The 16,683-nt window shown below is 49.6% G+C and carries 17 protein-coding genes; 2 read left to right on the top strand and 15 right to left on the bottom strand.

Annotated elements, in window-relative coordinates:
- Window position 1: 1 nt before the first annotated feature.
- Both acpS and orn read right to left on the bottom strand, forming a co-directional pair.
- Entirely contained in the window at window positions 2–436 is a 435-nt protein-coding gene (gene acpS, locus ACM5Q9_RS03545) for a holo-ACP synthase (RefSeq protein ID WP_418143348.1), read from the bottom strand.
- Between the two features lie 24 nt (window positions 437–460).
- Complete coding sequence (orn, locus tag ACM5Q9_RS03540) at window positions 461–1,006, bottom strand: oligoribonuclease (protein WP_418143347.1); 546 nt, start codon at window positions 1,004–1,006, stop codon at window positions 461–463.
- Window positions 1,007–1,063: 57 nt separating this feature from the next.
- Here orn and ACM5Q9_RS03535 point away from each other — a divergent pair, with 57 nt between their 5' ends.
- Window positions 1,064–2,329 (top strand): M48 family metallopeptidase, encoded by a 1,266-nt coding sequence (locus ACM5Q9_RS03535; RefSeq protein WP_418143346.1) that lies wholly within the window; start codon window positions 1,064–1,066, stop codon window positions 2,327–2,329.
- Between the two features lie 5 nt (window positions 2,330–2,334).
- Window positions 2,335–3,222 carry a ribosome small subunit-dependent GTPase A gene (gene rsgA / locus ACM5Q9_RS03530; protein WP_418143345.1) on the top strand — a complete coding sequence of 296 codons (888 nt, stop codon included), beginning with the start codon at window positions 2,335–2,337 and terminating at the stop codon, window positions 3,220–3,222.
- A gap of 137 nt (window positions 3,223–3,359) precedes the next feature.
- On the opposite strand, the gene ACM5Q9_RS03525 is transcribed toward rsgA, so the two are convergent.
- The 13 genes from ACM5Q9_RS03525 to ACM5Q9_RS03465 form a co-directional block, all read right to left on the bottom strand.
- The gene (locus tag ACM5Q9_RS03525; RefSeq protein WP_418143344.1) at window positions 3,360–4,079 is read right to left on the bottom strand and encodes a CoA pyrophosphatase; all 720 of its coding nucleotides are present in this window, start codon (window positions 4,077–4,079) and stop codon (window positions 3,360–3,362) included.
- Between the two features lie 88 nt (window positions 4,080–4,167).
- The gene (rplS, locus tag ACM5Q9_RS03520; protein WP_418143343.1) at window positions 4,168–4,545 is read right to left on the bottom strand and encodes a 50S ribosomal protein L19; all 378 of its coding nucleotides are present in this window, start codon (window positions 4,543–4,545) and stop codon (window positions 4,168–4,170) included.
- 459 nt (window positions 4,546–5,004) lie between these two features.
- A complete protein-coding gene (locus ACM5Q9_RS03515) occupies window positions 5,005–5,238 on the bottom strand; it encodes a hypothetical protein (RefSeq protein WP_418143342.1) in 234 nt (77 codons plus the stop codon).
- 282 nt (window positions 5,239–5,520) lie between these two features.
- Window positions 5,521–7,317 carry an acyl-CoA dehydrogenase gene (locus ACM5Q9_RS03510; protein ID WP_418143341.1) on the bottom strand — a complete coding sequence of 599 codons (1,797 nt, stop codon included), beginning with the start codon at window positions 7,315–7,317 and terminating at the stop codon, window positions 5,521–5,523.
- A gap of 259 nt (window positions 7,318–7,576) precedes the next feature.
- Window positions 7,577–7,936: a DUF192 domain-containing protein gene (locus ACM5Q9_RS03505; protein ID WP_418143340.1), complete on the bottom strand. Its 360-nt coding sequence runs from the start codon at window positions 7,934–7,936 to the stop codon at window positions 7,577–7,579.
- Window positions 7,936–8,814: a type II secretion system F family protein gene (locus tag ACM5Q9_RS03500; RefSeq protein ID WP_418143339.1), complete on the bottom strand. Its 879-nt coding sequence runs from the start codon at window positions 8,812–8,814 to the stop codon at window positions 7,936–7,938. Before ACM5Q9_RS03500 ends, ACM5Q9_RS03505 begins: the two co-directional genes overlap by 1 nt.
- Window positions 8,815–8,823: 9 nt before the next feature.
- Window positions 8,824–9,669 carry a type II secretion system F family protein gene (locus tag ACM5Q9_RS03495; protein WP_418143338.1) on the bottom strand — a complete coding sequence of 282 codons (846 nt, stop codon included), beginning with the start codon at window positions 9,667–9,669 and terminating at the stop codon, window positions 8,824–8,826.
- A 26-nt stretch (window positions 9,670–9,695) separates the two neighbouring features.
- Complete coding sequence (locus ACM5Q9_RS03490; RefSeq protein ID WP_418143337.1) at window positions 9,696–11,444, bottom strand: ATPase, T2SS/T4P/T4SS family; 1,749 nt, start codon at window positions 11,442–11,444, stop codon at window positions 9,696–9,698.
- Between the two features lie 28 nt (window positions 11,445–11,472).
- Complete coding sequence (locus tag ACM5Q9_RS03485; protein ID WP_418143336.1) at window positions 11,473–12,942, bottom strand: type II and III secretion system protein family protein; 1,470 nt, start codon at window positions 12,940–12,942, stop codon at window positions 11,473–11,475.
- 12 nt (window positions 12,943–12,954) lie between these two features.
- Window positions 12,955–13,935: a Flp pilus assembly protein CpaB gene (gene cpaB, locus ACM5Q9_RS03480; RefSeq protein ID WP_418143335.1), complete on the bottom strand. Its 981-nt coding sequence runs from the start codon at window positions 13,933–13,935 to the stop codon at window positions 12,955–12,957.
- Complete coding sequence (locus ACM5Q9_RS03475) at window positions 13,935–14,639, bottom strand: hypothetical protein (protein WP_418143334.1); 705 nt, start codon at window positions 14,637–14,639, stop codon at window positions 13,935–13,937. The genes cpaB and ACM5Q9_RS03475 overlap by 1 nt, the downstream gene beginning before the upstream one ends.
- Window positions 14,640–15,374, bottom strand: a complete 735-nt coding sequence (locus ACM5Q9_RS03470; RefSeq protein ID WP_418143333.1) for a pilus assembly protein — start codon at window positions 15,372–15,374, stop codon at window positions 14,640–14,642.
- Window positions 15,371–16,663, bottom strand: a complete 1,293-nt coding sequence (locus tag ACM5Q9_RS03465) for a hypothetical protein (RefSeq protein WP_418143332.1) — start codon at window positions 16,661–16,663, stop codon at window positions 15,371–15,373. The genes ACM5Q9_RS03470 and ACM5Q9_RS03465 overlap by 4 nt, the downstream gene beginning before the upstream one ends.
- Window positions 16,664–16,683 lie beyond the last annotated feature (20 nt).

Here is a 16,683-nt window from a genome sequence, read left to right as displayed (position 1 = left end):
TTTACTGTCCTTTTTTTGACTCAACCAGGACAAATGCCATGGCCAGATCAGATTCGTCGGTAACGGAAACATGTGCCGTCCCGAACCGTTGTTCATACCAATGTTTAAGCGGCTCGGCCAACACCACCATGGGTTTGCCGCTGGGCGCATTGAGGGTTTGCATACCAGACCAATACATGGGCATGCGCATGCCCAGCCCGATGGCCTTGGAAAAAGCCTCTTTGGCGGCAAAACGGGTGGCCAGGAAACGAATGCCCCGGGCTGGATCACGCCGGTAGCGCCCTTCAAACTTGAGGATTTCTTCAGGCCCCAAAATACGCCTCGCAAAGCGCATGCCAAAACGTGCATAAGACGCCTGGACCCGGTGAATGTAGATCAAGTCTGTACCAATTCCGGCTATTCCCTGCAGGCCATCCTGCCCGACTAATGTATTCATGTCTTAGCCAATGCCCCTATAGGTTTACAATTTAATGAAGTGTTCCCGATAGTACTTCATTTCCTCAATCGACTCGTGAATATCCGCCAGTGCCTCATGCTTGCTTTTCTTGGCAAAGCCTTTGTAAACTTCGGGCCGCCAGCGACGGGAAAGTTCTTTCATGGTGCTGACATCCAGGTTGCGATAATGAAAATACTGCTCAAACCGGGGCATGTACTTGAACATGAAACGGCGGTCCTGGCTAATGGTATTGCCACATAGCGGTGATGCACCTTTAGGGACATATTTCGACAGGAATTCAATCAAAATATCTTCCGCCTGCGCTTCTGTTAAAGTGGAGTCTTTAACTTTTTGAATTAATCCGCTTTTACCATGGGTGGACGTATTCCATTTATCCATGGCATCTAATACACTATCAGGTTGATGAATGACCAAAACAGGCCCTTCTGCAACAATAGTCAAATCCGGTTCGGTGACAACAACGGCTATTTCCAGAATTTTTTCTTTTTCTGGATCAAGGCCGCTCATTTCCATATCCAACCAGACCAGACGCAAGTCATTTACTGCCATTTTCATTTATCCTTAATACTGAGTTTCGCTATTTTCGCACAGAGCAATCATTAACATATGACAACTACGCTGTTTACACTCTTATTTATCCTGTTTCTTGGTATTGAAACCATTGTCAAGCTATGGCTTTCAAATCGACAAGTACGTTATGTCAGCCAACACCGCAATGCTGTTCCCGCAGAATTTTCTGAAAAAATCAGCCTGCACAGCCACCAGCGGGCAGCTGATTATACGGTTGAACGCATGAAACTGGGGATGACAGAGTGGATATGCGACGCAATGGTACTGGTCGGCTTCACCTTGCTAGGTGGTTTGCAGTTGCTAGACCTCTTCCTGCGAGAACAATTTTCAGGAGACATGTGGCGCCAATTGGTACTACTGGCTTCGGTCAGCATTATTACCGGCCTGCTCCACCTGCCCTTCAGTTTATGGCGCCAGTTCAAGCTTGAAGCCAAATACGGCTTCAATCGCATGACCCTTAAACTGTTCATTAGCGATTCCATCAAGGGAATTATTATCAGCCTGATGCTTGGCCTGCCGCTCATGGCCGCCATTTTATGGCTAATGGCCGAAGCGGGCAATGCCTGGTGGCTTTGGGCCTGGGCACTTTGGGTCGGGTTCAATGTACTGATCCTGTATTTATTTCCTACCTTTATTGCGCCAATGTTCAATAAATTCACCCCGCTGGATAATCCAGAGCTGGCAGAACGCATCAACAAACTGGCTGCCCGCTGCGGTTTTACCCTTAACGGCCTGTTTGTGATGGATGGCTCAAAACGCTCGGCTCATGGCAACGCTTACTTTACCGGCTTTGGCAAATCACGTCGCATCGTGTTTTTCGATACGCTGCTCAACAAGCTTAATGGCCCCGAAATTGAAGCGGTACTTGCTCATGAACTGGGTCACTTCAAGCACAAGCATATTATCAAGCGGATGCTGATCAGCTTCTTTATTGCCCTGGTGTTTTTTGCCATCCTGGGTTATGTCAAGAACACCATTTGGTTTTACGAAGGACTGGGAGTCATTCCTGCAATGGGACGCAGCAATGACGCATTGGCACTACTCCTGTTTTTCATGGCTGTGCCGGTATTTACCTTCCTGCTGTCGCCATTGTCCAGCTGGTTTTCCCGCAAAGACGAATTCCAAGCCGATCAGTATGCCAGCCAACAGGCCGAAGCCCAGTCCCTTGTTTCTGCCTTGGTCAAACTTTATGACGACAATGCCGCTACCTTAACACCCGACCCGGTACATTCGGCCTTTTATGACAGTCATCCGCCGGCTTCTGTACGCATTCGGCATTTATTAACCGGCGCAAAGGTGTAACCACGATGAAAGGACGCGTTATTTCCGCTCATGGACGACATTACCACGTTGAGCTTGAAAACGGACAAATACGGCAGTGCTACACACGGGGAAAAAAAACCGGTATTTGTGTGGGTGATTTTGTACGCGTTCAACCTCAAGGAGAGGATGAAGGAAGCATTGAAGAAACACTGGAACGGCAAAACCTGCTCTACCGCTCGGACGAAATGCGTTCCAAGCAGTTTGCCGCGAATGTAGACCAGTTACTCATTGTGGTAGCCACCGAACCGGTTTTTTCCGATGATCTTACCGGACGCGCCCTGACCGGTGCCTGGAGTGCAAACATCAGCCCGATTATCCTGCTGAACAAATGCGACCTGACCAATGGCCTGGCCCGTGCGCAGGAATCACTTCAAACTTACCGTGAAATGGGCGTTCCCATCATTTCATGCAGCATTCATGAACCCGAACAATTAAAACGGGATCTATTGCCATTACTGAAAGACAAAACCAGCTTGCTGCTTGGGCAAAGCGGCATGGGCAAATCCAGCATTTTAAATGTACTTATTCCACATGCCAGGGCTCATACCCAAGAGCATTCAATAGCATTGGGAACCGGCAAACACACCACGACCAGTACGCGGCTGTATCATTTGCCCGACCAAACGGGTTGCCTCATTGACTCACCGGGTTTTCAGGCATTTGGCCTATACCACTTGACACAAACAGAGATTGCGAATGGCTTCCCCGAATTCAAGGAGCATATTGAGTCATGTCGTTTTTATAATTGCACCCATTTGCATGAACCAGGATGTGGCGTGCTTGCCGCCCTTGAAGAAGGCAAGATCAGCAGAAAACGCCATGAACTTTATGAACGAATCCTGCTTGAAAACCAGTCTGCAACGCGTTACTGATTTTATCGAACGCATATTTAACGGCTAAGGTGCATTATCGGAATAGCCCGATAATGTGCTACTTGCCATGTAAAGCCAGGCTGCCGCTATCAACTCGCCCAACTGTTAAACGAAGCCAAAATAGCCTGAATACCGGCTTAAATAGCCGCCTGACGCAGGCGATGGTACAGGTTCCTGATAACCGATGCAGTTGCGCCCCAGATAAAATAGGAATTCCATGGCATTGAAAAATAATTGCGTACCGTGCCATCAGGCAGTTTCGCATTATGTAAACGGTGGTTACGTGGATCCATTAAAAAAGACAGCGGAACATAAAACACTTCTTCCACCTCATTGCTGTCTGTACGAATTGAAAAACCCTCATCAACCCAACCTACATACGGCTTCATTAGAAAACCCGTACCGGTAAAAAGATCTGGCAACTGGCCCACCACTTCAATGCTGGAGGCCGGAATACCGATTTCTTCTTCGGTTTCACGCAAGGCAGCCTCTTGGGCAGAAGGATCACTTTCTTCCACCCGGCCTCCTGGAAAGCTGATTTGCCCGGCATGTTTTTTGAGGCGTGAAGAACGTCTGGTTAAAATGACATGGATTTCACCGTTAACATAGACCAGTGGTAACAGGACAGCTGCATCAATATACGCTTGATTCTCGATGAACTTCGCATCATTCCAGTCGTGCAACAAGGACTCAGCCTGCCAGACAAAGCGATGATCAAATGCCTTGAGAAATAAATCAGGTGTCAGCAAGGAGCCCGGCACAGGTGACAGGTTCTCGCTAGCCGGGGACCAAGGCTGAATGACGGGATCGAAAGGCAGTATTATTTTTTTTCTGGGCCTGAGAATTTCTTTCGACAAATAAAAGTCCTTTGGAAATAAAAAAAGCACCTATAAATATAGGTGCTTTTTTATTCAGAAACAACTGAATTTCATAAAAGAATGAAATTTATGCTGCTACTGTTTTACGAACCAGTTTTTCTTTAATACGAGCAGCTTTACCAGAACGGTTGCGCAAGTAGTACAGTTTGGCACGACGTACATCACCACGACGTTTTACTTCGATAGAAGCAATCGTAGGAGAATACAACTGGAATGTACGCTCTACGGCTTCGCCAGAAGAAATTTTACGTACGGTGAAAGCTGAGTTCAGACCGCGGTTACGCTTGGCAATAACAACACCTTCGTAAGCCTGTACACGTTTACGTGTACCTTCAACCACGTTTACGTTAACAATAACAGTGTCACCAGGTGCAAATTCAACAACAGGTGTACCGCCAGTCAGGCGATCAATCTCTTCTTTCTCGAGTTGTTCGATAAGGTTCATGAGAACTCCTTAAATCATCATACGCGACTAAAAACTGATACAAAGCATTTGTTTTTATGCCGTACTTGCAAGTAACCCTTTACCCGCAAAGCCGCCAGAGGATGAATACAATAAAGCAGAAAATTATATATCTTAAAATGGTTAAATACCAGTGTTTTCTTATATTTATGGCATTTAAAACCGTTTCAACCCAAGGAATAAGTGATCTTTGCGCAACAACAAGCAAAACGTTTCTGACAGTGGGGTTTGGCAGACTAATTTTAAACCCCCAAAGCAAAGCCCCCTTTAAACAGGCCTCTTCAGTTATATTTTCACTTACTATTTACCCAAGAACAAGAGCTAATACCTGCTTGCTAATACCCGCTTTTTTTGCCTGGAGCAGATAAAAACCTTGTTTGCGTAATACAAGCCTTAGGCTTTATACTGTAAAAATAATCAGTATTTTATTTAACAAACCGATTAATAACCCGCCATGGTACCAATAAACAGCACCAGCGGTATGGTTACTGCCCATATCAATGCAGCACATACATCCATAAACATTCGGCCGAAAGACAAATGGTTTGTACGCGAATGGCAAGGAAGTTTTGGATTGTTCAACATGGCATATGTTTGATCATAGGGAGACCAGGAAATGTCATTGGCCATGTGACGTTGGATTGAACCCGATGAAGAAAGTTTACCTGCTTGCATTTAAAGCCTCCTGAAAGTTCGGAACTGCCGGATATGGTATTAGCCACACCCGGCAGAAGTACCAGGACCCTAACCTGGAATATCGCAACTATGCCTGCGATAGTTGATACTGTATATTTATACAGTACTTTTGGCAAGTGATTGTTTTATCCTTGGCACAAACACAACAAAAGCATCTTTGTGCAAACATGAAAAAACCGCCTGCCCCTTAGCAGAGCAAGCGGTTTCATCACTGGCAAACCTCATCTTTCTGGCTGATCAACAGCCTGCAGAACAAAAAAGTTAAACCGTTTTCAAATAAGCAAGACTTTCCTGGGCCAGGTCTCCGGCCAGTACGGCTGCCGACAAGGCTGATACACGCGGCAGCAAATGCGCAGCATAAAAAATGGCCGTGCCCTGTTTTTGTTGGTAAAAAGCTTCGTTACGACCCTGACATTTAAGGGCGGCACGGGCCAATTGCCAACCGGCATGCACATAACCGGACAGCATCAAGAATGGCACGCTACCCATGAAAACGGCACGCACATTGCCTGCTTTGGCAGTTTCAAGCACATAATCAATACTGGCCTCATAAGCCAGGACAGCCATTTTCAGCTGAGCAGCAATAAAGGCCAGTTGCTGGTTGCCTACCTGCTGCTCAAGTTCAGCAACAGTTTCAAGCATTGCTTTGACAAACCCCTTGGCAACGGAGCCGCCATCACGCAATGTTTTTCGACCAACAAAGTCGTTAGCCTGAATGGCCGTTGTACCTTCATAGATGGACAAAATGCGGGCATCGCGGTAATACTGGGCAGCACCGGTTTCTTCAATGAACCCCATGCCACCATGCACCTGCACGCCCAGTGACGCCACCTCTATTGAGTTTTCGGTAGAAAACCCTTTAACGATAGGCACCAGGTACTCATAAACCGCCTTATTACTTGCCCGAATGGATTCATCAGGGTGATTCAATGACAAATCATTGGCCCGGGCCGCATACATGGCCACTGCACGGGCACCTTCCGTAAGGCCACGCATGGTTGCCAGCATACGCTGGACATCAGGGTGATTCACGATTGGCACCGGCCCAGCAGAGCCTTCAAGCGCATTGCTTTGAACCCGTTCCCGTGCATATTCCTGGGCATGCTGCAAGGCACGCTCGGAAACGGCAATACCCTGGATACCCACGTTATAACGGGCAGAATTCATCATGATAAACATGTATTGCAGCCCCTGGTTTTCCTGCCCCACCAGGTAACCAATGGCTCCATCACCCACTTCAGACTTACCCGAACCAAACAGCAATACCGCAGTTGGGCTGGCATTGATGCCCAGTTTTTCTTCCACTGAAGCACACCAGACGTCATTTCGTTTACCTAAGCTGCCATCTTCATTAACCAGGAACTTGGGCACAATGAACAGGGAAATGCCCTTGATGCCCGCCGGTGAGCCGGGTGTTCGAGCTAACACCAGATGCACGATATTTTCTGCCATATCGTGCTCTCCGTAGGTAATGAAAATTTTCTGTCCAAAAATCCGATAGGTACCGTCATCTTGCGGAACCGCCTTGGCATTCACCAAGGCCAAGTCAGAACCGGCCTGGGGCTCGGTCAGGTTCATGGTGCCAGTCCAGCGACCTTCAAGCATGGGGGGAATAAAGATTTCTTTTTGTGCCTGGGAACCGGCCTGGGTAATGGCTTCAATTGCACCATCGGTAAGCAGTGGGCATAAAGAAAAAGACAGGTTGGCCGCATTCAGGTTTTCAGAAGTAGCGGCAGCCACTACTTTAGGAAAACCCTGTCCACCATGCTCGACATCATGCTGCAAGCCTTGCCAGCCACCCGCAGCAAAAATTTCAAAAGCCTCTTTGAAACCCCGCGGGGTTTTTACCTGCCCATCGTTCCATACAGAATGTTCACGGTCACCAATCACATTAAGCGGGGCCACCACTTCTTCTACAAAACGGGCATTTTCTTCTAAAACCGCCTCTACGACATCTTCAGAAACCTCTTCAAATCCAGGCAATGACAAAACATCGTCCAGTAATCCCATATCTTTCAGATTGAAGGAAATATCTTCAATTGGCGCTTTATAGCTCATTTTTTTTGTCCCTGCTAAATAGTTATAAATTAAAAAACCAATCTGGCGTATATCACTGACTCAAAAAAGCAAACAGAACGTGACTTGCTTCTTGTTACCCGGCATAAAACCATGGCTAATGAATACAAACGATTTATTCTACGACAAAGCCATTAAAGTTTGTTACAAACCACCGGGTAATTTTTAAGATAAAACAATATATTTGCATTTTTTGGCCAATGAGACCTAACGCTGACTTAAGAGCACACGCACTCACGCTTCAGGGTGTTGTAGCAGATCCACATTTATCTTCATGACGACTGCCTGGGAAAATTTTCTCAACTATGCAACAAGCCTGCTCAAAACAGGCAGCTTCTCCACCCGATAAAACACCGCTTGACAGCTCCAGTACACAATATGCATTGTGACAAATGGCAAACCGCCATGGTTTCAAGCAAGGCGCCACTTTAAGAACCCGGTAATCGTAGTCAAGAAAAATCACACAAATGGAAAACCGCATGCCAAACGTATGTACGCTGTTGCATGGCCTAATCAACAACACCCGGTTGGCAGGCCAGGCTTTTTTACCAAGCAGGCCTTTAAGGCGCCGCCAAAATGTGCTTGCTTTATACAGTTGCATCAGGAAAGCCCTGAGTTAAGCAGCTTCATGCCTATCGGAAAAGCAATCACAATAAAAGTGCAAGGAAAAATACATAACACCAAAGGCAGCAACATTTTCACGGGCGCTTCCATGGCCAGCTTCTCGGCTCGCAAAAACCGCTCTGAGCGACGCTGGTCGGCTTGAGCCCGCAATATGGGACCCAATCCCATTCCCAAGGCATCGGCCTGGGCCATGCCGGTTATCCATTGCCTCAACTCCTGCACACCGGTCCGGTCTGCCATGGCGCGCAAGGCATCCAGCCTTGGCATGCCTGCACGCATATCATTAAGCGAATGTGCCAGTGCCTGGCGCAATGGGCCTTCCGGGCTTAAGCGGGCAGTCTGGATCAGCGCCCCTTGCAGGTTTAGCCCGGACTCCACGCACAGAGTCGTCATATCGAGCATGAAAGGAAAGGCCTTTAATATCTGGCGCTGCCTATGCTTGCCCTGCAAACGCACCCAGTGCCGTGGTAACCAGGAGCAAAACAGGGCCGGCACCACCGCTACGGTCAAAGAAAGACCCAAAGACCAGGACAATAAACCATGGCCGGCCAGCACGAGCAAAAAAGCTCCGGTCAGTCCAGCCAGCAGCTGCAATGCACTCATATTCAGACAATTCAGTTTACGGTCCAGACCCGCATAGCGTAATTCCCTGTCCATCTTAAGCCGGTACTTCCAGGGTAAAAATGGTTGCACAAACCGCCCGACAAGATCAATCCAGGGCCAGAACAGCCTTAACAGCCATGGATGAGTGGCCCCGGAAGGCAAGGTTGCGCCATGCATGCCAGGCCGAAGCAGCAAAAACACGCACAGAAACAAACAAACACCCGCTGCCCCAATACTTAACCAAAACTTCAAGGCCTGCTCCTAAATATCAATGGACACGATTTTCCTGATCATCCAGGCACCGGCAACTTCAAGCACCACAATAATAGCCAGCACGGCCCAGCCGATAGGGGTTCCCCATAAAAACCGCATGGAATCCGGATCAATAAGGTTCAATACCAGCATCAGGCCAACAGGCAAGCTGGACATCACCCAGGCTTGCATTTTTCCCTGAGAGGTTAGCACCTTGATACGCCCCTGAATCTGTATGCGTGACCGTAAGGTAAGGGATATCCGGTCAAGTGCCTCGGACAGGTTTCCTCCGCTTTGCGTGGCAATTTTCAGGACAGACACTACCAGGCCGGTCGCTTCTGATGGCATCCGCTGGGCAAGATTATCCAGCGCCTGCTCAAAAGACAAACCCAGCCGTTGCTCACGCTGCATAAGGCCTATTTCCTGGCTCAAAGGGGACGGTGCCTCATCAACCAGCAATTTAAGGGCATTTTGCACGCCCGTACCAGCCTGCAGCGCCCCCGACAGGGATAGCAGCATATCGGGCAATTGCCGGTCAAAAAGATTAAGGCGACGCTGCTTTAATACCGACAGCACATGACGGGGAGCCAGCAAAACCAACAAACCGGCAAGCAACGCAACCGGAAGGCTGTCAGACAGGAACCAGAGCAGCATAACAGCCAGCAGCCCCATTAACACTGCAACCGTCCATAACTGCACCGGATCAAAAAAGAGAAAAAAATCACTCATGCTTTTTTGCGTCAGATGCTTGAAATCATGCTCATATTTCCTGAAGGCAGCCATCGCCCATTTCAAGATAAACCAGAAAAGAATGGCGGCTGCGATTCCAACCCACATCAACACAAACCAACTCATGCTGTTTTCCATTTCAACCGGCTCCATTAACGGCTCGCGGTATCATTAAAAGAAATGGCATCAGCCTTGGCAACAGTACGCTGGCTAAACAGGGCAGGATCAAAATCAAACCCTTCACTTCTCATGCGCTCGAAACAATCGGGAATAATTCCCGCACCGGCAAAAACGCCTTCCCCTTTTCTTTCAAAAGCAAAAATTTCTTGTGTTTTGATCACACCGTTTTCCAGCCCTCCCACCTCAACAATTGACGTCACCACCCTGCGACCATTGGACAGGCGGGTTTGTTGGATAATGAACTCGATGCTGGCGGCGATATGCTCACGCACCGCGACCAAAGGCAAATCCATACCCGCCATCAGGATCATGGTTTCAAGCCGCGACAAGGCATCACGCGGTGTATTGGCATGCAAGGTGGTTAGGGAGCCTTCGTGACCGGTATTCATGGCCCCCAGCATGTCAAAGGCCTCTGCCCCACGGCACTCACCTACCACAATCCGGTCCGGTCGCATGCGCAAGGCATTGCGCACCAAATCCCTGATCATCACCAGCCCCCTGCCCTCAAGGTTGGCCGGACGCGCCTCTAGCGCCACCAAATGCTCATGATTAAGCCGCAACTCCGCTGCGTCTTCGATGGTGATAATTCTTTCATGCTCAGGAATGCAATTGGACAGAATATTCAACAGGGTGGTTTTGCCAGAACCGGTACCTCCCGAAACAATAATATTTTTTCTCAGGCGCACACACGACTCAAGAAAGCAACTCATGCAGGTATCCAGCGACCCCAGCCTTAACAAATCCTGCATGGATGGGCGGTGCAGGGGAAATTTCCTGACCGTGATGCTGGCGCCTTTAAGAGCTAAAGGAGGGATAACCGCATTTACACGGGAACCATCAGCCAAGCGGGCATCCACCATTGGCGAACTTTCATCAATACGTCGTCCAATGGGTGCCACGATGCGGTCAATAACCCCCACGACCGCCCGTTCTGAACTGAACGCGGCATGATGCCGCTGCAGACGGCCGTTTTGCTCCACATAAATTTCATCATACCGGTTCACCATGATTTCGGTAATATTGGCATCTTGCAACAACGGCTCCAGTGGCCCAAGGCCTACCGCCTCGTCCAGCACCTCTTGCATAAGCCGCTGCCTGTCCGTATCGGGAGGAATCTGCTCATCGCTTCGAATAATCTCATCAAGCAACTGGCCCGCTTCGCTCCTGAGTGCCTCATCACTCATCGTGGAGACATCCCTGCGGCGTAAATCCAGCGCCTCTAGCAAAGCACCATGAAGACGACGCCGGATATACAGATGTCGTGTCAGGTCTTGTCGGGATACCTCTGCTGCAGCCCTCAATGCTTGGCCCTGCAGTGGCACAGGTGACATATCCTCCTTGTCTGCCCATGTACCGGCCACTGAATCCCCTGTCTGGCTGCCTGAAAATGTACAATCAGGTTCATCTTGCTGTTCATGTTTCGCATGGGTGATACCTATTTGCCTTACTTGCATCTTGCAAGGGCCAATAATTATCTCATCCCCTTCCTGCAAAGGACCATGACAGCTTATCCGCTGGCTATTCAGCAAGGTGCCCGTAATCGCTCCCAGATCTTCAATGAAGATCCCGGCCTCGCGGGCTTCCAGCCGGGCATGCTTTTTCGCAACCCGCCAGCTGCGCAAACGCAGCCCACATCCCGCCAGACGGCCAATCTCAACTGGCAAAGAGATGTCTCTGATCTCCTTTTTGCCATCTTCAAATTGCATTTCAATTCTAAGCATGGTTTTATCCTTTTTAGAGCAAAATGAATTAGCGGGGCTTCCTGAAGCGAATGCCGGTTACTGGCGCATCCAGTACCGGATTCCAGACAGAGGCCTGCAATTCATTACCTTGCCATTTTCGTTTTTCCGGTTGGTCTTTGGCAGGTTTTTCAGTCAACACCGGTTTGTCTTGCTGCGGCTCGCTTTGAACATGCACATTAAGCACAGGACCCGCCTCAAAGGTACTGTCCAGGATAAGCTTCGAACGATTGACCCGTTTTTGCAGATCCTTGTTATCGGCAGACACCACCACCGGCCGTACAAAAACAGCCAGTTCCGATTCATTATTCTGGAATTTACGGGACTTGAACAAGGCACCTAAAATGGGAGTATCACCAAAACCCGGTACCTTGTCACTGCTTTGAACCTGGTCACGGGATATGAAGCCTGCCAGCACCAGCGTTTCACCCGAGCGTACGTTAAACTCCGTAGATGTGCGGCGGGTCTTGAGTGCCGGGCCACCAGCCAGGTTCATGGATGCATCTACCGAACTGACTTCGACATGGATTTTTGAGCGCACAGTACCATTTTTCTCTATCCTTGGCGTGATATACAGGCTGACGCCATAGGGTTTAAAAATGGTTTGGGTATTACCATTGTTGTCAGTAACCGAATAAGGAACCTCACCACCTGCCAGGAACTCTGCAGTTGCACCACTTCGCGCCATCAGTTGCGGTTGGGCCAGAATGACAGCTTCGCCCTGGGTTGCCATGGCCTGAATGGTAGAAGACAAAACCGCACTGACACCAAAATACCCAGCCGGATTATTCATGGGAAACGGCACATTCATGACCTGCTCACCCACCCTGTCAAGGAGTTTGGACGAAGCGGCATCCCAGGTCATGCCGGCATTGAACCCACCGGCCGAGGCAGGACTCCAGCGCACACCCAAATCCTGCAGGTAATTGCGAGGCAATTCAAGGATTTGCACATCCAGCAACACCATCTGGTCCCACCCTACCTGGCTGGTCATATCAATAATTTGTGGATAATGCTTGGCCAGAATGCCGACCCGCTCGCGGTCGGCATCAGTCAGGCTATCGCCCTCTACAATCACCTTGTCACCCACAATGCTGGCCCTTACCTTGGGAATACGCACCAGAATGCGCCGGATATCCTGCATCAGTTTTTGCTCTTGCGCTGCCTGCACCACAAGCTGGTAAATCTTGCGATCTCCGTGAGTATCCCAGATTTGCAGCGTAGTTTGCCCCTGGTCCTTGGCAAATAAAATCACTTCGCGATCATCGTCACTGACCGCATTAACCACCTTGCTGTCACCCACCGCAATACGGGCAATATCAGGAATGGGCAAAACCTTTATATCCCCAATATTCAATGTCAAATGCACCGGATCCCCCGCAGCCAAAGCAGGCATGTGACCAAACACCCCTAACAAACCAAGAACCATTATCTGCATGACTGCGATTGTTTTTCTTACCCTCATTTCCATTTGACTCATCATCCATCCTGCTTACTGTTCAACCATAAAATCCGTCTGTGCCTCAGAGGCCGTTTGCACTGACTTGGGCAAGGAATTAATCCAGGCACTCACAATATCTTCCTGCACCGGCAGCTCAAACACGCCTCGCTCATCCCGTTTGCCAACCGTTTCAGGGTTGGGTGGCATCGCCAGCCCTGGCAATTTTCTGAGCGCATCATCACCATAAATAACCGCTGGCTTTTTCCTGACCGGTGGCGGTGGCGTGGCAATACCCAGAATGCTGGCCAGATCTCCCCGCACCGCTTTCTGGGTTGCCTGGTTATCTTCGGGGTTTCTTAACAAGGCCGTAATCATGCCTGCCTGGCGAGCAGCCACCAATTTGGCCGCTTCTTCAGGGGCGGTATCCAGCGTAACCGTGGAATAGCCTTGGTCCCCTCCGCTTTCATCAACGCCATCGGCATAGCCGCTTTTACTTTGCCGGCCGGTTGCCATAACCAATACGCCCTGGAGCAATGGAGCAGTAATTTGCCGCTTGCGATATTCGAAAGACACATACAGGTCGATCAAGTCACCGGGCACCAGCATGCCCGACACTGAATTGATGGCATCCACCGGTATGGTTACCGCTCTTCTGCCCGGATTGATTTTGGCGGAAAACGGTGCATTACTGGCTTTTGCCACATTTGCCCACAAGACCGGATCGCCTGTTTTCAGGGCTGTGGTAATCACCTGTCCCTCTATCTGGATAAACGCTTCCGGGGCCAGGCTGCCACTCACCACCCAGGGCTCGGGTATGTCACGGACCGCCACATGCACTGCCTCAATCCGGGTCCCCTCGGGCAAATCATAAGCCGCCACCACCCTTTGAATTGTCTTGACCTGGGCCTTTCTTTCTATCTGCCTGATGGTGTCCTGGATATATTCCCTCGCAGCCCAGGCCGCAAACAGGCCAGCCAATACGGCTACCCCTGCCATCAAGAACGTTTTATTCAACCACTTTCTCTTTTTCATTATTCTGCCTGTTTATTTTTTTTCATCAGATATAAGCCTGTGCCTGTCTGCAGCCCATAAATAAAAAGGTAAAGTGACTCATTGCCTTTATGCCAACAATCCATACCCAATGAAACCTCCCTGTCAGGCACCCATTGCTTGTTCAGGAGACGGGCCTTGATCTGGCGCCGGGTTTCCGACTCACTGTGTTCTAGCTGATAAAGCTGCTGCAACACCGAATCTGGGCCTGGCAATTCAATATCCATCAGCAATTGCGCCCCTGCCGGCATCCACGGCAAATAGCGTTTGGCCACCATCTCATTGAAAGCAGACAAGCCTGGACCGCCTGATTGAGGCTTTTCAATTAGACTTAATTCACCCCTGAAACCATTTTCAGAGGTAGCGAAAAGATGCAGCAAGGCATGTGCATTGTCCAAGCCGGCATGCAAAAAAACATGCCCACCGATCACATCGGCATAATTGAAAACCGTCTTCCCGTTCTGAACCTCTTGCATAAAGACATCCAGTGGCTGCTCTTGTGTAAAGACCGTGGTAAATGCCGCTTGGCCAAACAGTTTCATTTCCTGTGCGAGTACCAATGGCTCTAACTTTAATGAACGCAAAATTTGGCTGGCAACCTGCTGCAATCTTTCTTTTGCAAACACCGGCATGGTTAAAACCAGGGCCATTATCAAGACCAATATTCGTATTGATTGCCCGTGCATTCATTTCTCCAGGTGATGGGCAGGCAACTGGCCTTGCCACGGTTGCAGCCAGTCAAAAACGGGCTGTGGCCGATTCCACGGTGCATCAACACTTTGCGCATAAGACTGGACCTTGCGACCGCTTTCATACGACAGGCCAGCAGCGTTTTGCCAGCCTTCAGGGCTAAGCGAAACATGCTTATGAGCTTCCTGGTCGCTTGCGGCATGAGCAGCCCCAGTCAGGATGCTTGTCTGTCGCCTGATGGTTAGCGAAAAGTGATCAAAAAAATCCAGTCCCAGACCAAGTGCCACGCCTGCTTCCGGTTGCTTGCGTGCTGCAGTAAACAAAGGCGTCACAGCCAGCGACATGCGCGCAATGCCCTGATCTTCAATTTTCCAGCCCTTGCGCAGCAAGGTAGCCTGCTCATGATTTGCACCCGGCTGCATGGTTGCATCCAGTTTTTCAGCCCGCTCAACTTTCACGGCAATGGCATGGCTATCCAGCAATTCATTTGCCCGCCGGTCATGCCAGTTATTTTCAGGGCCCAGCAGAAAACGCTCGTCCAGTTCCGCCTTGTTAATGTCAGGAATGTCACGGCTCAATTGAAAAGCGCCATAATGACTGGCATGGGATGCCTGCAAGCTGATGCTCAGCAATCGGCCCAACCAGGCAATGGCCACAAAGAACAGCAGCAAGGCCAACATCACAACCAAACCTTCAGCCAAAGCCTGGCCACTTTGCAATTTCCGCTTCATTGCCACACCTCTTGCCTGGCATCAACCAAACGTGCCTGCCAGTATGGATGCCAGAAATTGGCTTTTTCAACACGCCTGTCTACCCGTGCCTGCGGCCTTTCAAAAAAGGTTTGTGCAGTACTACTGACCGTAAAATCATGTCCCCATGCGTTTTTACGGGTTATAGAAAGCGTAAACGCGACCGAAGACTGCTTGGCGGCATTGGCAATATCCACATAATTGGCCAGGCCACCTCCTTGCCAGTGCTGGCGGGCAGCGATTGCACGGGAATTGGCCAGCGGGTTATTGTTGCCACCATAGATATCCCATTGGGTGGTTTTACTTGCCCAACGCCAGAAATCAACCCCTGAAAAATCATCGGGCGGAGCCTGCGTATAAGGCAGATCCATGGCGATACTGTTTGCATTGCCGGGCACCCACCCCCAGCCCATGGGGTACTCCCTGAAATAACAACCGATCCAGCGATTGGAACGCAAGGCATGATAAGACTCGGTATCAATCGATTGCCAATTGCCATTTTCATCCAAAACCGTCTGGCCCTTTCGTCTTAATTCATGGCGTTTCCAGGGACACTTTTCATTCACAATCCAAAGATTCTTGCGAACATGATTACGTTCATCAAGAAAGCGATACACATTGGCTACCTGCCCAATTAATGAACGGTAATTGCCAGTGGGTTCAAAGATGGAAGAAAACCCTTGCAGATTGTCCTTGAGCACCGCCCAGCTCAGCTCCTTACGGATTTGCGGCTCTGGATAATTTGCCATAATCACTTTTTCAATCGCTTTGTCACGCGCCGCTTCCAGGGATTGATTAATCGCCATGCTGGCTGCCTGCAAAACCTCATGCACGGCCCTATCATGCGCATCAAAGGCCCGAAACAATTCATTACCCGGATTGGCAAGGGTTGCTATGGCACGGGCCTTACGGGCCGATTGATATGCCTGCATATGTCCGCTCCCAAACATCATGCCAATTAAATAAGCGGGTGGGTTACCGGCACTTGCCTGCTGCCCCTGGGTGGCACTGAATTTTGCCCAGGAACCCAGTGTGACCAAATGCGCCATGGCCATTTGATGACCGGTTTGCGCAATATTGATGTAAGCCTGCATGTTCAAAGCACGGGCCTGGATAAGTGCACCGGAATACGCCGCGGCATCGACCGTATTAAGCTGACGTGCCTTGACACCAATTAGCCGGCCGGTACTAAACAACGCATTCAGGGCAATGCCAATCACCCCCAGCAGGAGGATTCCCAGCACAAGCGCCTGGCCTGATTGCCAATGCATTTGCCTTTCCACACGCCCCG

Origin of the sequence: Advenella sp. RU8 (assembly GCF_048381675.1) — a bacterium.
Lineage (GTDB): Bacteria > Pseudomonadota > Gammaproteobacteria > Burkholderiales > Burkholderiaceae_B > Advenella.
This window is presented reverse-complemented; position numbering and strand designations above follow the sequence as displayed.